Source organism: Nocardia carnea (assembly GCF_029868325.1).
In the GTDB taxonomy this organism is placed as follows: domain Bacteria; phylum Actinomycetota; class Actinomycetes; order Mycobacteriales; family Mycobacteriaceae; genus Nocardia; species Nocardia carnea_C.
Genome location: NZ_JARWNW010000303.1, coordinates 1 through 15,681 on the forward strand (window position 1 = coordinate 1; position 15,681 = coordinate 15,681).

A 15,681-nucleotide genomic window follows, 5' to 3' on the forward strand; every position below is an offset into this window, starting at 1 on the left:
TTACCGCCGGCAATGAGCGGATCGACTTCTTGATGATGGGACTGGGCTGGGACCCCGCGCAGCGCAGAGTGTTCCGGCAGCGGGAGATCGATCTGAACGCGACGGCGCTGCTCTTCGGTGGGCAGCAGCTGGTCGATGCGGTCTATCACGAGCAGCTGACCTCCCGGGACGGCTCCGTACGGCATCTGGGTGACAGCGTCACCGGCGACGGCAAGGGCGACAACGAGGTCATCTCGATCGATTTCACCCGCATCCCGGCCGTCGTCGACCGGATCGCCCTGCTGGTCACGTGTTACACGGGCCAGACGTTCGCCGAAATCGATAACCCGTTCTGCCGGTTGGTGGATGCTCGTAACGGGGCCGAACTACTGCGGCACGACCTGAGCCCGTACACCGCCAGCGGTTTCGTCCTGGCGGTGCTGGTTCGTGGCGCGCACGGATGGCAGCTACGTGAGGTGGCGGACTCGATCAACGCCCAGCATCCGGTGGAGGCGGTGCCTCAGATGGTGGGGTACCTGGCCTGATCGTGCCGATGATCCGGTCAGCGCAGCCGTACCGGTATTCCAGGCCGGTGTTCGGCGTGCCGGGATTTGCCAGAGCGAACGCCGCCGAGGACGAGGGGGTGGTGGGCGGCCGGGCCGGCCGCCGGGGCGCGCAAACGTCGCTCCAGTTCGTCGATCGGTGGATTGTGGTGGCCCAGGTGCACGGCGACCACATCATAAAAATTAACTTTATATCCTCTAGGGTTAGGTTACCGACACCATACTTAACGTTGAGGAGTGTCCGTGGCGTGGTACGAGGAGCGGCTGTGGCAGCCTTCGGACGAGGGCCTGCTCGCCCGCCGTGACCGGCAGGCCGGAACTTACCGGGCCTATGTGCCCGACCCGCTGGGCGTGGATCTACCGCAGGTCGGCCCCGGGGCTCAACAGGCTGCGGAGGATGCGCTCGCGGTGCTGGCGAGGGCCGACGAACGGATCGGGCCCCGGGGCAGCTACCTCAACCACCTGCTGATCCGGTCGGAATCGATCTCCTCGTCCTGGATCGAAGGCAACCGCATCACTCCCAAGAAACTTGCCATCGCCGAAACCTTGGAATCGGGCACCCGCACCGCCCTGGACGTGGTGGCCACCGTGCACGCCACCGAACAGGCCATCGACTCTCTGGCCGACCGATCCAGGCCCATCACAACCCCGGATATCGTGGATCTGCAGCACACCATCGAGCCCCGCTTACCGGCCGGTCTGCGCACCGAACAGAACTGGGTGGGCGGACCGGGGTGGAGCCCACTGCGAGCCGATTTCGTACCCCCGCCCGAGTCCGAGGTTCCCGCCCTGGTTGCAGACCTGGCATTGTTCCTGACCGCCACTCACGGCAACCCGGTTGTGCGGGCAGCGATCGCCCATGCGCAGTTCGAGACGATCCACCCGTTCGTCGACGGCAATGGACGGACCGGGCGCGCACTCATCCACACTGTGCTGCGGCGCTGTGATGCCCTGCGGCACACGTTGATCCCGATCAGCACTGTGTTCGCCGCGCGGACCGACCTCTATCTGGCGGGCCTGACCTCCTACCGCGATCCGGAACCACAGATCGACGAGTGGGTCATCGGGTTCGCCCAGGCGGCCGAGCAAGCAGCCCAAACCGGAGTGAAGCTGGCTCGGGACGCGGCCGCGCTCGACGAGCAACTTCTGCAACGTCTCGTCGAGCACCGTCGCCGGCAGGGCATCAGTCCTGCCTTGCCCCGTCGGGGCGCGGTCGCCCTGAAGATCCTTGCGGACCTGCCCATACACCCAGTAGTTACCACGGAATCGGCCGCCACCCGGTATGACGTCTCGGCCGTCGCCGCTCACCGTGCGCTCGCCGAGCTCTCCGACGCCGGAGTCCTCGGCCGCTCGAAGAATCACAAGGGCAAAATCGTGTGCTACACCGCCGATGCCCACCTGGGCCTTACTGCCCTCGCCGAACGCGCCAACCGGGTCGGGGCCGGGGATACCGATCATCGGCGACCTGATCAGGGGCCGCCGGCTCCATCGGTAGATCATCTCGGTCGACTGCGTACCGATGCACCGGAATAACTGCGGCTCGGGTCGGCGACAGCGCTATCACACGCACACTGCGGCACACCCGTAAGGCGAAGATCGATCGTGAGTGCTGTGGGATCGATTCACTGCACGGGGACGGTGAGAGCACCCGGGTTCTTATCGCTGGTCACCGATACATTGCCCGGTCCGGAATCTATGAGGACACGTTCGTAACCATGATCGACCGGGAAGCGGCCGCCCGGGTCGGGCATCGACGAGACCGTGATCTGTTCCTCGCCACCGGCTCCGGAATCGATGTTGTGCCAGGAGACGTTCACCGTTATCGAGCAGGACGGGTCCGGACGGTCGGCAGTGAACAAGACGGTCACACCCACGCCTTCGACATTGGTCGGCAACGGGGTGCGCGCCGCCTCGGTGTGTACCGTTCCGGCGCATTCCGGCGACACGGTGTGATAGGCGTCCGGGAAGTTGGTCTCGTAGACCTGTCCCCACGCGGGCGCCGCGGCCGGTAGCAGTGTCGCCGCGGTGATCGCGCCGAGTACCAGCGGGTGGAGAGCTTTTCGCATTGACGATTCCTCTCTGCAGGAGACGCGCCGGGGATCCGGTCCCATTCAGGATGCGGGTTGCAGTGGGCCGATGTAGGTGCCGGGGTGGGTGGCGCCGTCCTGGCGCTGCACACTCACACCGGCCGGCCACGGTGCCTCGATCCGATCGGTCGTATCAGGCGGGGTGACGACGAGTGTGGCCGGAACCCAGCCGTCCAGGGCGTCCGGAAGGTAGGTGAGCACACTGCTCACCGCGGAGCCCGGCTCCACCACTACCGGTGCGAAATTCACGTCCTGGCGGGGCAATTCGTATATCGGTCCGAATGTGGGATCCTCCGGGCCCACCAGGGCGACGCCCGGGAACCCCTGTACCGCGCAGGCCTGCGCGGAGGTGTTGGTCAGCACGACCTCCATCCGGGCCTGGCCGGGTGTGTCGGACGGTCGCTCGCGGGTGCTCAGGTCCAATGTCCGAGCGGTGCACAGCGTCGGCGCTGCCGCGCTGGTCGCCGCCGGGATCATCATCGCGGCCAGGGCGGCGATCGCGGCACCGGCCGTGCCGGCGGCCCGCCACTTCGTCGAAGTCATAGTTCCTTTCGTATCACGAGATATCACCGGACCATTCGAACAGAAATATTGCCGGAATGGGCGGGAGCAGCAGCTCTGGATGCCGACGGCGAGCGCATCGGCCCGGTGGGTGCAGTGGCAGTGGGCGGGATTTTCCCGGTTTCCGTCCGGCCGGGTGGTGCGGACCCAGATACTGCTCGAAGGTGCCGAGCAGGTTCCTGGTGAGCGGTTCGGACGCCGATGCCCTCGTGGCGAGGGATTCCGGTATGCGGGATGCGTCGAAGCACCCGCTCGGCACGTGTTATCGAGGAGAAATATGACCGACGGCAAGGATCTGGAAGCGCTACAGCGAGACGTCCGGTACCTCATGGACCGGACCGCGATCCTCGACTGTGTCGCGGGCCATGCGCGCGGTTGTGACCGTCACGACCCCGATCTCGTCACCGCCGCCTACCACCACGATGGTGTCGACGAACACGGTGCCGCCGTGAACCCGGGCCCCGGTTACGCCGAGTGGGCCAACGGAACCCATGCGGCGACCTCCCGCGTACACACCCACCACATCACGACCCATACCTGCGAGATCGACGGCGATACCGCGCACGCGGAGAGCTACGTTCTGGTCGTACTGCTCGGACTCGACGGCCGCAGCGCCCAGGTGATCGCCGGCCGCTACCTCGACCGGCTCGAACGGCGCGAGGAGCAATGGCGCATAGCGGTACGGCGCTCGACCGTCGAGACGATGTTCGCCGCGGACGCGTCGGTTCTGCAATCGAGCTTCTTCAAGAAGGCCGGCTATCCCGTCGGTACCCGGGATGAATCCGATCTGTCCTACCGGCGCCCGCTGTCCGTGGACATCCCGGCGCCGGCGCGCTGGTGACCCGGGTGCGAACGCGGCTGTTCATGGACCACGTATGAGCCGGGAAGTGCAGGAAGCCATGCGGATCGTGAGTCAGCAGCGTTTCGGGGGCCCGGAAGTGCTGGACGCTGTGCAGGCTCCCGTACCGATCCCCGGGCGTGGGGAAGTCCTCCTCCGGCTCGGCGCCACCGCGGTGAATCCGGTCGACTGCAAACTCCGGAGGGGCCGGGTGCGTTTTCTCGGCGACCCGCCGTTCACGCTCGGTTTCGATATCTCCGGCACGATCGTAGAAACCGGCGCCGGAGTCGACGGAATGCACCCGGGTGACCATGTTTTCGGAATGATTCACAGCCGAACCGGAACCTACAGCGAGTTCGTGATCGCACGAGCGGACGCACTCGCATCCCGGCCGCCCGGCGTGGACCACGTGGTGGCAGCTGCCCTGCCCACCGCCGCACTCACGGCCCGGCAGGCAGTGGACGCGGCGGATCCGAAACCGGGGGAGACCGTCCTAGTGCACGCCGCCGCCGGTGGTGTCGGGCATTTCGCCGTGCAGTTCGCCGAACAGCGCGGTGCACATGTCATCGGCACCGCGCGCACGAGCAACCACCGGTTCCTGCGCGAGCTCGGCGCAGCCGAGGTGATCGACTACACGACAACCGATTTCACGGCGGCCATCGGCCCGGTCGATGTGGTGCTGGACCTGGTCGGCGGTGCCTACGGCCAACGATCGTTGTTGGTGCTACCGGACAACGGCCGCTACCTCACGGTGCAGGAATCCGACGCCGAGGGCGATCCCCGCTACCGGCGGATCACCGGCCGCCCGTCGCCGGCCCTGCTGGCCGATATCGGAACATCGGTCGCCGAGGGACGGGTGCGCGTCCACGTCGACCGTGCCCTGCGCCTGGACGAGGTACGGGAAAGCCATCGGCTGAGTGAAACCGGGCGAGTACGCGGCAAGCTCGTACTCACGCCGTGGCGGGATCGTCAGGTGTCGTGATCGGCGTCGTGGATCCGGAACTCGGGTGAGGTTCCGCTGATGGGGACAGGGTCGCTACCGGGTTTCACGGCGTCACCGAAGTACCGGATCCGGTAGCTGCCGGGTTCCGCGTCGGCGGGGCTGTGCCAGCCGATGGTGATACGCGAACTCTGGGCTGGGCCGGCGGTCCATTCGAAGGTGGTTTCCCAGTCGCCGTCGTCGGCGATCGTGCGCCAGCGCTCGCCGTTGTACCGCTGCACCAGGAGGTAGGTACTGCCGCGGTGCAGGTCGTGGTTGGGATGCGCGCCGGCGAATTCGACACTGACCCGCTCTCCGGCGCGGTACTCCGGGGCCGGTTCGGTGAGTACATCGCCGAAGTTCTGGCCCACCGGCGGGAAGTCCGGTGGCGGCTCGGTTTTCGCGGATTGCCACAGGTCCGACAGGTCGGGTGCCGCGGGTGCGGAGGGGACGGTGCTCTCGTCGTGCAGCGCGGTCGCGAGTTGCGCCGCGATCTGCTGCAGGGCCGGCAACTGCCACCGGCCGAACAGAGTGCTCGCACCCTCGTAACGCTGTGCGGTGTACTCCTCGGGGGTCGTGACGTAGTGGAAATAGGCGTTGCTGTATCCGGCGATCAGGACGTTGGCCAGTTCGACGCCGAGGGCGGTCGCTACCGTGCGCCGTAACCGCAGGCCGGCGGCGATCGTCACTTCACCCGGAATACCGAGCAGATACAGTTCGGCGATCCGGAACAGCTGGACCGGTACGATCTCCTGGACGTATGGCTTGGACCGGTTGAGCAGTGCCCCCGGGGCGACGATCGCCTTGGGCGCCTGCGCATCCCGCAAGCCGGGTGCGAACAGGTACGTCATCCGCGACAGGAAATCCCAGCCCGGATTACGGCCTTCGCGGAATGTTTTCCACTGCGTCGGCCCGTCGTATTCCGCACCGGCGAAGGCGGCCGCGCCCCCGGCCGGTCGGCCGGTGCGGTGCTCGCGACCGTCGCCGGTGAACTCCTCGGACACCGTCACCGCGGACAGGTCGACATGCAGGAAGCGGTAATCGATACTGCCGGCCATCCGCGGCATATAGCCCGCAGCGAGCTTCGCCGCGGCCTCGTATTGGCGCAGGCCGAGGAGCCGGGTGTTCTCGCGTTCGTCGCCGGTGGGTCCGTGCCCGGGTTTGCCGTCCAGGTTGGGTGACATATCACCGCTGTTGGTCTGCGCGAAGGCCGCGACGAAATCGGGGTCCGGATCGACCAGGTAGTTCACGCCCTCGACCACGCGCTCCCAGTGGTAAGCCGCGTATCCCTTGTTGTCGCCGCTGATCAACGTGTTCCGGTTGGTCATCGACGTGCCGTGGGTGGCGAACCAGTTGACCGCGCCCACCGGTTCACCGTCGCGGTCTACACGCAGCAGCGTCGTCTGGGGGTCGACGGCTTCCGGGAAGAAATCCTTGTCCTCGTCCGGATTCAGGTCGAACGCCGCCCGTGAGCGATTGACGCTGGCCTCGTGCAACTCGCCGTGGACCAGGCGCAGGGTGGCCGGTGCGATATCGTCGTGCGCCCGCTCCACCGCTTGGACGATGCCGTCGACGATCGCCGCGAAGGTCCGGGGCCGGAACCCGTCCGGGCGGTTGTACAGCCGGTGATGCGAATAGCCACCGGGGCCGCAGTGGGTGTGGGTCGCGGTGATCATCACGTTGGACTCGGTGTAGGTGTCGCCGAATCGCTGTGCCAGGCGGCGCAGCACCTCCTGGGTGATGCTGGAGAAGATCAGCGGCAGCTCGGCCACGACCAGCAGCACCCGCTTCTCGACGATCGGATCCACGAAGACGAAAGCGCGGGCCCGTAGCCGCAGGTGTATCCCGGTGGTTTTCTGATCTGCCTTGCCGTAGCCGAGCATGCCGGCTTCGACCGGTTCACCGGTGATGTCGGCAATGGCACGTCCGACCAGATGGCGGTCGGTCGAATATTTCGTTTCCGGCATCGACCTCAACTTCTGCCCTGTGGGGAATCGGTCCGCCGCGGTGGACCGGTTTCATTGCACAGACAAACTAGCAAGGACGACACCGGTATTGCCTTGCGCGGCCGACGGGTTCGCCGCGACGATCACCGCAACCGGGCGCGCTGCCCGGCGTCGGCGAAACCCAATTCCAGCCGTATCGGCAGTTCGCCCACGTCGAGGGCTCGGCGCAGTCGTGCTACTGCTTCATCGTGGATCCGGTCGCGCAGCCGAGCGATATCGGCGCCGGGCTCGGCGGTGACCGCCAGATGGAGCTCGGGGGTCGCGCGGTGGCCCGCCAGCCACGCATGCGCTGTGTGTACCTCACTGTAGGACTCGATATCGGCGGCCACCGCGGTTGCCGCAGTCCGTGACGACAACAGCGTCCGTCCGGCAGACCCGTCGGCTTCCACCCGCCACGACACCGGTCTCGGCATCCGGAACAGCTGCGCCACCAGCCAGCGCAGGCAGAGCAGGCCCAGCACCGTGGCGCCCGTGATCACGAGCCAGAACACCCAGTCCGGTGGGGCCGCGGTCCCCGGAACCAGAGGTGTGTCCGGGTCCACCCAGCCCGGCCATCCGGAGTAGGCGGCGAGGGCGAACGCGCCGGCGGCCAGCAGCGCGATCCCGAGTAACGCGAGCAGTATGCGATTCAGTCGTGCCGGGCGATTCGCATAGGTCATCCGGACTCTCCCATTCAGGATCTGTTGTCGAAGACTCACGGCCCTGCGGTTCCGGTGTCACCTGCTCGGTCGCTTGTGGTGACAACGGGCTGTTCACGAGGCCGGCGTGGCGAGCGCGGTGGCCCGCCGGCCGCCGGATACCTTCCCGGGGCCTTTCACCCGTACCTGCACACGCCCTACCGGCCGGCCGAGTTCCTGGACCCGGTTGCTCAGGACGGCACAGACCTCGTCCGCGATCTCCGTATGCCCACGGTGGAGATCGGTATCGACGACGGCTCGGGCCGCACCACGGCGGAGGGTGATCCGCGCCGAGTTCACGCCGTCCACTGTTTTCGCGTCGCCGCGCAGCAATGCCCGAAGTTCACCGGCGGGCACCCCGGCGTCCATACCGTCATCGGCGCGCAACGGCAGCACCCTGGGCCGGCCGGGCAGTATCGCCGTCACCAGCAGCGCCGCGCCCGCGACGAGCAGCACGGCAGCGGCGACCGCGACCGGCCACTCGCCCCAGCCGGTCGCGTGCAGTTCGCGCGCGACAGTGTCGTAGGAGAGATATTCGGACGCACCGGCCCAGCGTTGCGCCAGCGAGACGATGACCGCGCCGCAACCGGCGATCAATACCAGCGCGACCAGGACGGCGGGTAGCGTGCGCCGTGATCTACGGATCACCGCACTCTCCCGGCCGGTGTCGCCGTGGCGGCCAGTTCGGTCACCACGATATCGACCCGGGAGACATCGAGCCCGGTCAATTCCTGGGTGCGCCGCAGCAGATGATCACGGCAGATATCGGTGACCCGGCCCACCGGCTCCGGATAGCGCACCGGAAGCCGGATTTCGAGGGCGGTCCGATCCCCGGAGATATCGGCGTCGACCTGCACCGTTCCGGCGACTCCGGGAACCTCCCGGGCGGCCTGCGCGGCGATCCGGCGGACGGCCCGGTTACTGACCGTGGTCACCCCAGGGAGGTCGGTGCTCACCGCGGTCACCGCCGGCTCCTGTTCTGCTGTCCCGATCGCAGCACCGCGCCCAGGTCGAGTTCACCGTCGAGCCACCGGCCGGCCAGCAGCCCGAGGGCCGCGAATACCAGCACGATCAGGAATGCACCGAAACCGCCGAAGGCGGCGGCGAAACCGAGCGCGAGACCGATCGCCAGACCTATCGATGTGGCATTCACCGTGTGCTCCTCTCCGCTACGGCGGCCCGGCTCATTGCACCCGGCCGGTCTCGGTTTCGGGCTCGTCGTCGTCACCGGGGATGAAAACGTCGTTGACGTTGATATTCACCTCGACGACCTCGAGTCCGGTCATCTGCTCGATCGCGGTGATCACATTGCGCCGCACCAGCCGGGCGACCTCGGCGATCGCCACCCCGTACTCGACGACGATCTGCAGATCGACTGCTGCCTGGGTTTCGCCCACTTCCACCGAGACGCCTTGACCGGTGCTGGCCGAGGCGCCGGGGATCCGTTCCCGCAACGCGCCGAGCGCCCGGGCGGTGCCGCCACCGAGGTCGTGTACACCGCGGACCTCGCGCGCCGCCAGCCCGGCCACCTTCTCCACGACGATATCGGCGATGGTGGTGGTGCCCTGGTCGGTCACCAGCGGGTTGGCTTTACGTGCCGTTGTTCCGGCCGCCTTGTCGGCGCCGCGGCCACCGGTGTCGTTGCCGGTCTTCTCATCGGTCGGAGCGGTCATCTTTTTCCTCCTGATCTCCTCGGAATTCACGGGCTTCGTTTGTTCGACACCGGAATCGGGCGGATGTCACGCTCCGGCGCCGAGTTGATCGGCTCCTTCCCCGGCGACCGCTGCCGTATCGAGTTCGGTGACCACGAGCCGTAGCTCGGCCGGTTCCCATCGGGTGCCGGACAGTGCTGTGCGGATGGCTTCCCCGGCCCGTTTCAGCAGTGGCGGCAGCGGCAGGGCTGCGGATACGAGGCGTACCTCGATCACCTCCGCGTCGAGATCGACGGCGTACTTCCGGGTGTCCCAAGGCCAGGACTCCTTATCGCCTATGAGGGGCGCGGCCGGCCGGAGGCCGGGCGCACTCTCCAGCGCGCCGAGGATACGGTCGATGATCTGCTCGTCGGCCATCACAGCTCCGGTTCGATATCGAGGATGTGCACGTAGACCGCGTCCACTGGTTGTCCGGTCTGCTCGTCCACTTCGCGGGCCACCTGTTCCTGCACCGCGCGGCCGACCTCGGCGGCCGGTCCCTTCGACCGGACGGCGATATCGACGTGCACGATCAGTCCCGCGCCGGTAACCCGCACGCGCACCCCTTCGGTGGGCGCGGGATCGGCATCGGTCCAGCGCTGCCTGCCCGCGCGAGTGAGTACGGCCAGTAGGCCGCGCACTCCCGGCTCCAGTCGTGCGACACCCGGCGTGCCGGTGGCGGCGCGGGCGGCAACCGCAGCGATCACCGGAGGCGCAACGACCATCGAGAGCTTTCCGCTGGTCATTTCGGTCCCTCCGATCCGTCCGGTCCGGTCCCGGGGGGCGGCTCGTAGAGATCACCCACGTGGATGTCGAGTCTGCGCAACGTCGTGCCGATGCGGTCGGGTAGCGCCGCGGCGACCCGGGCGCGCACATCCGGTAACACCTCGTCCAGCGTGACCGGGCCGAACGGCACGGCGATCGTCAACTCCACATCCACCGGCCCCGGGCTGCCGGACTCGGCCCGGGTCTGCCGTACCCGGCAATTCCGTGCGCGGACCCCGGGCACGGAATCGGCCGCATACCGCACGATCACCGCTATCGCCTGCTCGCTCACCTCGATCCCGCCGGTATGCGGGGTCGGCAGCTCCAGCATCCGACCCCGCCGCGCGTCGGCGCGTACCGCCGACATGATGCGTCCGAGCAGGTCCGGTGGCGGTTCTTCGGGTTCGTCGATCAGCTCCCGGGTCGCCGCCCGCAGTGCCAGCAGGCTTTCCCGGGCGGCCCGGCAGTGCGGACAGGTAGCTTCGTGCGCGTCGGCGTCCCCCTCGTCGAGGTGCTGCCACACCTGTTCCAGGTCCCGCCCGCACGGCAGGAGATGGTTGCGCTCGGTTGTTTCGTTCACCGCCATGGCGTCATCACCTCGGACAGTTGGGCGCGCGCCCGCGCGATACGTCCACGGACTGCGGTACTGCTCACTCCGATGATCGACGCGATCTCGTCGTAGGCGAGTCCGTCCACTTCACGCAGCAACCAGCACGCACGTTGTTCGGGCGTCAGTTCCTGTAGCGCCGCGTTCAGGGCGGCGAGTTGTGTGCTCACCTGTACCGCGTGCTCGGGCTGGGTATCCGTACGCGCCGATTCGGTGGATTCGGGGTCGAGTTCGGCGTGTGGCCGCCGGGTGCGGATCACGTTCAGGCAGCGGTTGGTCGTCATCCGATACATCCAGCCGACGAACGCGCCGTCGTCGGTGAGCTGATTCAGGCGCCGCCATGCCTTCAGGAAAACCTCCTGGACCACATCCTCGGCCTCACCACGATCGGCCAGCATCTTCGACGCCAGGCGGAACATCCGGGCCTGGTAGCGCACCACCAAGACCTCGTAGGCGCGGACGTCGCCCTCGCGGGCCCGGCTCACCAGGGTGGCGTCGTCGGGACCTGCCGCCGGTGCCGATTCGATCGTGGTCATCTCACCTCCTCCACCGCTCATGGGTAGGACACCGCGGCCGGGAGATCGTCACGCCGATTGCCGAAGAATTTTCGTGGCGTGGCCGCTAAAAGGCCGGGCGCGTCGTGTGACCGTTGTCACCCGGTGAGTTCCGTGCGGTTCACCGGGCGATCGGGTCGTTATGACCGTGTGCCTTTCACGAAACGGAACGACACGGAGGGTTGTGCCCATGGATCGCCGTAGTGTCCCGAATGTCGAACGTCCGGCACCCCGGTACGGCCGGACCGTCCGGATTGCCGGGATGGAATGGGTGACCGCACTGCTGGCACTGGCCATGTGCCTGCTGTTCGCCGCGGGAATCGCCATGCTGACGCATTCACTGGTGGCCACGGTCGCCGCCACGGCCGGTATCGGTGTGGGACTGGTGGCAGTGTCGAGGATCCTGCGGACGGGGCGATAACGGTCCCGCCGCCGTGGACGGACAAGGTCGCGGCCATCGTGACTCCTCGCGTCGATGTAGTACGGCACGGCCCGGTGTGGACAGGCGGGCCGAACGCTACGGCGCGGCCCGCGGTGGGTCTTCACACGTTTCGGATGAGAACCGCGGCCGTTGCCCCCAGCCGACCGGGTCACTGCCCTGCGCCAGGCCGGGCCGGAAGGATTCGCTGCGCAACGTGCTCGACACCGGTGAGTTCGTCGTATGCCTGGCCACCGAGCCGATGTTCGAGCGGGTCAACGCCACGGGCACGGATTTCTTTGCCGAGTTGTCGGAATTCACCGAGGTGGGTTTGACGCCGGAGCGGAGCGCAACCGTGGCGCCGCCGCGGGTCGCGGAATCGCCGGTCGCGCTGGAGTGCCGCCTCGAGCAGACGCTCGAGCTCGGCGATTCGACCGTGGTGATCGGCCGGGTCGTGCACGCGGCGATCGATACCGGCGTTCTGCACACCGATGCCCGCGGTAACAGTTTGCCCGCGATCGAGCGACTGCGCCCGCTCGCCCGGCTGGGCAGGAACGAATGGTCGACGATAGGCCGGGTACTCGAGATCGCCCGCATCCCGCACGAGAAATGGCCGGGTGATTTCCGCTGCGAGGGGTGAACACGGAGAAGATCGCGCGGGCAGCCTCCGGGACCGATATCCCGGAGGCTTGATCGCCCGATTACTCGGCAACGGTCCGTGACAGCCCGGGATACGGTGTGGTCAGACCCGCTGGGCCGCGGGCCGGATCGAGGAGGGGTGGGTCGTAAGGGGCTGGATTTCGATCGTCATGTAGGGGAACAGCGGCAGATTCCACAGGATTTCGTGGAGCTCGTCGGGGGAGTCGACGGCGAAGATGCTGATATTGCTGTACTGGCCGACGATGCGCCAGATGTGTACCCATTTTCCGGCGTGCTGGAGTTCCTGTGAGTACTTCTTCTCGCGGGCGACGGTGTCGGCGCGTACGGCCGCGTCGAGGTCGCGGGGGATATCGACGTCCATCCGGACGTGGTAGAGCTGCATGAGTTCCGTTCCTAGTTCCGGGTCCACCGTGCGACGGCGTCCATGTTCAGTTCGACTCCCAGGCCCGGCCCGGTGGGCAGGTGGACCTGCCCGTCGGTGTAGCGCAGTGGTTCCTGGAGTAGTTCTGCGCTGAACAGCAGCGGGCCGAAGAGTTCGGTGCCGAAGTCGATTCCGGGTTCGGCGCAGGCGAAGTGGAGAGAGGCGGCGGTGCCGATCGGGCCTTCGATGGAGGTGGCGCCGTGGCAGGCCAGGCCCGCGGCGCGGGCGACGGCGACGACCTCTCGGCTGCGGCGCAGGCCACCGCATTTGGTGGTTTTGACCGCGAGGACGTCGGCGGCGCCGCGGCGGGCGATATCCAGGGCGTCGTGCGGGGTGTGCACGCTCTCGTCGGCCATCACCGGGATCGGCAACAGGGCGTTGAGTTCCGCCAGGACTTCCAGTTGCTCACCGGGGGTGGGTTGTTCGATCAGCTCGACCCCGCCGTCGGCCAATTCGGGAAGATGGCGCAGCGCGGTGAGCCGGTCCCAGCGGGCGTTGACGTCCACCCGGACGCCGGCCTGCCCGGCGAGGGCTTCGGTCACTCGTAGCACTCGCTCGGTGTCGGTGGCCGGGTCGAGGGCGCCCATCTTGAGTTTGAAGCTGAAGTGCTGACGGGTCTCGATCTTCTCCTGCGCTTCGGCGATGATCTCCTCGACCGGTGCCGACCCCAGCGCCCAGGTGACGTCCACGCTGGTCCGGAACGCCCCGCCCAGCAGGGTGTGTACCGGGACGCCGAGGCAGCGCGCCCAGGCGTCGTGCAGCGCGATATCGACCGCGGCTTTGGCGAAGCGGGCCGCGGTCACGACCCGCTCGATATCGGCCATGATGGCGGTGATGTCGTCGACGCGGCGTCCGATCAGGATCGGGGCCATATAGCGTTCGACGACGGCCTGCATCGTTTCCACCGATTCCCCGCCCCACCAGGGGCCGCCGGGCACCACACCTTCGCCGTATCCGGTCACACCGTCGCCGGTGGTGACCGCGACGAGAAGCAGCGGCTGGGCGTCCATCGACGTGGTGGCGAATTTGTGCGGGCGGATCAGTGGCACATCCAGGATGGTGGTTTCGACCGAGACGATCGACAGGTCCGGCATCGGGGTCCCTTTCTCGGGGCGCAGCAGATCAGGCGGGATCGAGCGCGAAGTTGTAGGTGACGCGGTTGATACCGTCGTCGCCGGTGACCGGGTCCAGGATCAGTTCGGGTTTGGTGGCCGAGGCGACATCGCTGTCGATCCATTCCCCGCCCCGGAAGTACAGCTGCGTGGTCACCGATTCCCGGCCAGGGGCCGAGACGATGAGGTGCAGATGCGCCGGCCGCCAGGGATGCCCGTTCTGCGCTTCGATGAACGCGCCGGTGGGGCCGTCGGTCGGGATCTGGTACGGCGCCGGCTGAATCGTGCGGATCGAGTAGTGGCCGTCCGCGTCGGTGATGATGGTGCCGCGGAGATTCCATTCCGGCAGGTGCGGGGCGAACTGGGAGTAGTAGCCGTCGGCGTCGGCATGCCACAGTTCCACTTTCGCGTCGCCGAGGCCGTTACCGTCGAGGTCGGTGACCTGGCCCGCGAAGATCAGCGGGGTCTGTGCGCGGTCCTCGGCGCGCATCGGCAGTTCGCATTCGGCCGGCAGTTCGGGTGCGCCGGGGACGTAGTAGGGGCCTTCGATACTGCCCTTGGTGCCGCGGCGGCTACGCGCCAGCACCTCCTCCACCGCATGTTCGATGAACACGTCCAGGAACAGCGGCCATTCGCCGCCCTCGCCTACGTCGATGAGCCACTGCTTGAACACCCGGTATTCGGGATAGGTGACACCGTGATCCAGGATCACCTGGTGTAGCGCGGTCAGGGCGTCGCGGGCGATGGCGGCCAGGCGTTCCGGCGAGGTGTCGGCGGTGGCCCGCGCGCCCTTGAACTTGTCGGTGGCGGCGGTGCCCGAGCCGAGCGCGGTGGGGGATACGGGTTCGGTGGTGGTCATTTGTGCTCCTCGGAGAGAATCAGGGAAATAGGAGGGGTAGAAGGGATTGATTTCGATCGCCGGACCGGTGCGTGACCCGTCCGGCGGGGTCGCCGGGGCGAACGCCTGCATCACGTCCACCCCGCCGGGAACCAGGCCGGGGAATCCGAGTGCAGCGCGCGTCTGTGCCGCGGCGAACGCGTGTGTGGTGACGTTGCCGGATTCGGCCGGTGTCCGGACCGGGTCAGATAGGCACGCGGTAGGCGAGGATGTCGCGTACGAGGGTGCCCAGGCTCTCGGCGTCTGTTTTCGCCTTGATCCGGGCACGGTGCACGTCGACGGTTTTGACGCTGGTGCCCAGGCGGCTGGCGATCTGCTGGCTGGAACGGCCCTCGATCACCAGATGCAGCACCTCACGCTCGCGTGGCGTGAGACCTGCCAGCCGCTCCTGCACCCGCAACCGTTCGGCGCGCTCGGCGAAGGCTGCGGCGGCGACGCGCAACTGTTCCTGCACCACCTCGAGCATGCGTTGCGGCTCGTAGGGTTTCTCCAGGAAATCGACCGCGCCCGCCCGCAAGGCGCGGACCGACATGGGAATATCGCCGTGCGCCGAACAGAAGATCACCGGCGCCGGATAGTCCCGGTGGTTGAGCTCTTCCTGCAATTGGAATCCGCTCAACCCGGGCATGCGGACATCGACGATGACGACACCGGGCTCGTCCAGATCGGCCTCCTCGAGAAAGGAGGTCGCGGTGGCATAGGTCAGCGCGTCGATTCCCACGCTCTGTAGCAGGAATGCCAGCGATCGGCGCAGGTCCTCGTCGTCGTCGACGATATGGACGACGGGGGAGGACTCGCTGCTCATGCACGACGATTCTACTGCGGCGCCTGTCTCCGGCCCTGCCGTTCGGCGACCCGGCGGGCA

At 67.4% G+C, this 15,681-nt stretch carries 22 protein-coding genes; 6 read left to right on the top strand and 16 right to left on the bottom strand.

Features of this window, described 5'->3' with window-relative positions:
• Positions 1-524 (top strand): TerD family protein (locus QH196_RS29370; protein WP_348538118.1); only part of this gene is annotated, 524 nt, incomplete at its 5' end.
• 255 nt (positions 525-779) lie between these two features.
• Positions 780-2,075, top strand: coding sequence for a Fic family protein (locus QH196_RS29380; protein ID WP_280419100.1), 1,296 nt, complete (start codon positions 780-782; stop codon positions 2,073-2,075).
• Positions 2,076-2,164: 89 nt separating this feature from the next.
• Here the strand turns inward: QH196_RS29380 and QH196_RS29385 are convergent, their stop codons facing one another.
• Together QH196_RS29385 and QH196_RS29390 are read right to left on the bottom strand one after the other, a co-directional pair.
• Positions 2,165-2,608 (bottom strand): hypothetical protein, encoded by a 444-nt coding sequence (locus QH196_RS29385; RefSeq protein ID WP_280419101.1) that lies wholly within the window; start codon positions 2,606-2,608, stop codon positions 2,165-2,167.
• Between the two features lie 45 nt (positions 2,609-2,653).
• The gene (locus QH196_RS29390) at positions 2,654-3,172 is read right to left on the bottom strand and encodes a DUF4232 domain-containing protein (RefSeq protein WP_280419102.1); all 519 of its coding nucleotides are present in this window, start codon (positions 3,170-3,172) and stop codon (positions 2,654-2,656) included.
• 295 nt (positions 3,173-3,467) lie between these two features.
• On the opposite strand from QH196_RS29390, the gene QH196_RS29395 reads away from it, so the two are divergent.
• Both QH196_RS29395 and QH196_RS29400 read left to right on the top strand, forming a co-directional pair.
• Positions 3,468-4,031, top strand: coding sequence for a nuclear transport factor 2 family protein (locus QH196_RS29395; protein ID WP_280419103.1), 564 nt, complete (start codon positions 3,468-3,470; stop codon positions 4,029-4,031).
• A 34-nt stretch (positions 4,032-4,065) separates the two neighbouring features.
• Positions 4,066-5,010 (top strand): NADP-dependent oxidoreductase, encoded by a 945-nt coding sequence (locus tag QH196_RS29400; RefSeq protein ID WP_280419104.1) that lies wholly within the window; start codon positions 4,066-4,068, stop codon positions 5,008-5,010.
• Here the strand turns inward: QH196_RS29400 and QH196_RS29405 are convergent.
• The 10 genes from QH196_RS29405 to QH196_RS29450 all read right to left on the bottom strand — a co-directional run bounded on the left by QH196_RS29405 (position 4,998) and on the right by QH196_RS29450 (position 11,289).
• The gene (locus tag QH196_RS29405; protein WP_280419105.1) at positions 4,998-6,974 is read right to left on the bottom strand and encodes a neutral/alkaline ceramidase; all 1,977 of its coding nucleotides are present in this window, start codon (positions 6,972-6,974) and stop codon (positions 4,998-5,000) included. The genes QH196_RS29400 and QH196_RS29405 overlap by 13 nt on opposite strands.
• Positions 6,975-7,096: 122 nt before the next feature.
• Entirely contained in the window at positions 7,097-7,672 is a 576-nt protein-coding gene (locus tag QH196_RS29410) for an alkaline shock response membrane anchor protein AmaP (RefSeq protein ID WP_280419106.1), read from the bottom strand.
• Positions 7,673-7,765: 93 nt separating this feature from the next.
• A complete protein-coding gene (locus QH196_RS29415; RefSeq protein WP_280419107.1) occupies positions 7,766-8,338 on the bottom strand; it encodes a DUF6286 domain-containing protein in 573 nt (190 codons plus the stop codon).
• Positions 8,335-8,655, bottom strand: a complete 321-nt coding sequence (locus QH196_RS29420; RefSeq protein WP_280419108.1) for an Asp23/Gls24 family envelope stress response protein — start codon at positions 8,653-8,655, stop codon at positions 8,335-8,337. The genes QH196_RS29415 and QH196_RS29420 overlap by 4 nt, the downstream gene beginning before the upstream one ends.
• The gene (locus QH196_RS29425) at positions 8,652-8,843 is read right to left on the bottom strand and encodes a hypothetical protein (RefSeq protein WP_280419109.1); all 192 of its coding nucleotides are present in this window, start codon (positions 8,841-8,843) and stop codon (positions 8,652-8,654) included. The genes QH196_RS29420 and QH196_RS29425 overlap by 4 nt, the downstream gene beginning before the upstream one ends.
• Before the next feature lie 31 nt (positions 8,844-8,874).
• A complete protein-coding gene (locus tag QH196_RS29430) occupies positions 8,875-9,363 on the bottom strand; it encodes an Asp23/Gls24 family envelope stress response protein (protein ID WP_280419110.1) in 489 nt (162 codons plus the stop codon).
• A 66-nt stretch (positions 9,364-9,429) separates the two neighbouring features.
• Entirely contained in the window at positions 9,430-9,759 is a 330-nt protein-coding gene (locus QH196_RS29435; protein ID WP_280419111.1) for a hypothetical protein, read from the bottom strand.
• Complete coding sequence (locus tag QH196_RS29440; RefSeq protein WP_280419112.1) at positions 9,759-10,127, bottom strand: Asp23/Gls24 family envelope stress response protein; 369 nt, start codon at positions 10,125-10,127, stop codon at positions 9,759-9,761. The genes QH196_RS29435 and QH196_RS29440 overlap by 1 nt, the downstream gene beginning before the upstream one ends.
• The gene (locus QH196_RS29445; RefSeq protein ID WP_280419113.1) at positions 10,124-10,732 is read right to left on the bottom strand and encodes an Asp23/Gls24 family envelope stress response protein; all 609 of its coding nucleotides are present in this window, start codon (positions 10,730-10,732) and stop codon (positions 10,124-10,126) included. Before QH196_RS29445 ends, QH196_RS29440 begins: the two co-directional genes overlap by 4 nt.
• The gene (locus QH196_RS29450) at positions 10,723-11,289 is read right to left on the bottom strand and encodes an RNA polymerase sigma factor (protein WP_280419114.1); all 567 of its coding nucleotides are present in this window, start codon (positions 11,287-11,289) and stop codon (positions 10,723-10,725) included. The genes QH196_RS29445 and QH196_RS29450 overlap by 10 nt, the downstream gene beginning before the upstream one ends.
• Before the next feature lie 208 nt (positions 11,290-11,497).
• On the opposite strand from QH196_RS29450, the gene QH196_RS29455 reads away from it, so the two are divergent.
• Positions 11,498-11,728: a hypothetical protein gene (locus tag QH196_RS29455; RefSeq protein WP_062976475.1), complete on the top strand. Its 231-nt coding sequence runs from the start codon at positions 11,498-11,500 to the stop codon at positions 11,726-11,728.
• A 76-nt stretch (positions 11,729-11,804) separates the two neighbouring features.
• Complete coding sequence (locus QH196_RS29460) at positions 11,805-12,365, top strand: flavin reductase family protein (RefSeq protein ID WP_280419115.1); 561 nt, start codon at positions 11,805-11,807, stop codon at positions 12,363-12,365.
• Between the two features lie 102 nt (positions 12,366-12,467).
• Here QH196_RS29460 and catC read toward each other — a convergent pair whose 3' ends face one another.
• The 4 genes from catC to QH196_RS29480 all read right to left on the bottom strand — a co-directional run bounded on the left by catC (position 12,468) and on the right by QH196_RS29480 (position 15,621).
• Positions 12,468-12,767: a muconolactone Delta-isomerase gene (gene catC / locus QH196_RS29465; protein ID WP_280419116.1), complete on the bottom strand. Its 300-nt coding sequence runs from the start codon at positions 12,765-12,767 to the stop codon at positions 12,468-12,470.
• Positions 12,768-12,778: 11 nt separating this feature from the next.
• Positions 12,779-13,900 carry a muconate/chloromuconate family cycloisomerase gene (locus tag QH196_RS29470; RefSeq protein WP_280419117.1) on the bottom strand — a complete coding sequence of 374 codons (1,122 nt, stop codon included), beginning with the start codon at positions 13,898-13,900 and terminating at the stop codon, positions 12,779-12,781.
• A 28-nt stretch (positions 13,901-13,928) separates the two neighbouring features.
• Complete coding sequence (catA, locus tag QH196_RS29475; protein ID WP_280419118.1) at positions 13,929-14,777, bottom strand: catechol 1,2-dioxygenase; 849 nt, start codon at positions 14,775-14,777, stop codon at positions 13,929-13,931.
• Positions 14,778-15,000: 223 nt separating this feature from the next.
• On the bottom strand, positions 15,001-15,621 hold the full coding sequence (locus tag QH196_RS29480; protein ID WP_280419119.1) for a response regulator transcription factor: 621 nt from the start codon (positions 15,619-15,621) through the stop codon (positions 15,001-15,003).
• Positions 15,622-15,681: the final 60 nt, after the last annotated feature.

Excerpts from the sequence above, each read along its gene's own strand:
- QH196_RS29385 (WP_280419101.1), bottom strand. The coding sequence starts at position 2,608 with ATGCGAAAAGCTCTCCACCCGCTGGTACTCGGCGCGATCACCGCGGCG.
- QH196_RS29390 (WP_280419102.1), bottom strand. The coding sequence starts at position 3,172 with ATGACTTCGACGAAGTGGCGGGCCGCCGGCACGGCCGGTGCCGCGATC.
- QH196_RS29395 (WP_280419103.1), top strand. The coding sequence starts at position 3,468 with ATGACCGACGGCAAGGATCTGGAAGCGCTACAGCGAGACGTCCGGTAC.
- QH196_RS29400 (WP_280419104.1), top strand. The coding sequence starts at position 4,066 with ATGAGCCGGGAAGTGCAGGAAGCCATGCGGATCGTGAGTCAGCAGCGT.
- QH196_RS29405 (WP_280419105.1), bottom strand. The coding sequence starts at position 6,974 with ATGCCGGAAACGAAATATTCGACCGACCGCCATCTGGTCGGACGTGCC.
- QH196_RS29410 (WP_280419106.1), bottom strand. The coding sequence starts at position 7,672 with ATGACCTATGCGAATCGCCCGGCACGACTGAATCGCATACTGCTCGCG.
- QH196_RS29430 (WP_280419110.1), bottom strand. The coding sequence starts at position 9,363 with ATGACCGCTCCGACCGATGAGAAGACCGGCAACGACACCGGTGGCCGC.
- QH196_RS29435 (WP_280419111.1), bottom strand. The coding sequence starts at position 9,759 with ATGGCCGACGAGCAGATCATCGACCGTATCCTCGGCGCGCTGGAGAGT.
- QH196_RS29440 (WP_280419112.1), bottom strand. The coding sequence starts at position 10,127 with ATGACCAGCGGAAAGCTCTCGATGGTCGTTGCGCCTCCGGTGATCGCT.
- QH196_RS29445 (WP_280419113.1), bottom strand. The coding sequence starts at position 10,732 with ATGGCGGTGAACGAAACAACCGAGCGCAACCATCTCCTGCCGTGCGGG.
- QH196_RS29450 (WP_280419114.1), bottom strand. The coding sequence starts at position 11,289 with ATGACCACGATCGAATCGGCACCGGCGGCAGGTCCCGACGACGCCACC.
- QH196_RS29455 (WP_062976475.1), top strand. The coding sequence starts at position 11,498 with ATGGATCGCCGTAGTGTCCCGAATGTCGAACGTCCGGCACCCCGGTAC.
- catC (WP_280419116.1), bottom strand. The coding sequence starts at position 12,767 with ATGCAGCTCTACCACGTCCGGATGGACGTCGATATCCCCCGCGACCTC.
- QH196_RS29470 (WP_280419117.1), bottom strand. The coding sequence starts at position 13,900 with ATGCCGGACCTGTCGATCGTCTCGGTCGAAACCACCATCCTGGATGTG.
- catA (WP_280419118.1), bottom strand. The coding sequence starts at position 14,777 with ATGACCACCACCGAACCCGTATCCCCCACCGCGCTCGGCTCGGGCACC.
- QH196_RS29480 (WP_280419119.1), bottom strand. The coding sequence starts at position 15,621 with ATGAGCAGCGAGTCCTCCCCCGTCGTCCATATCGTCGACGACGACGAG.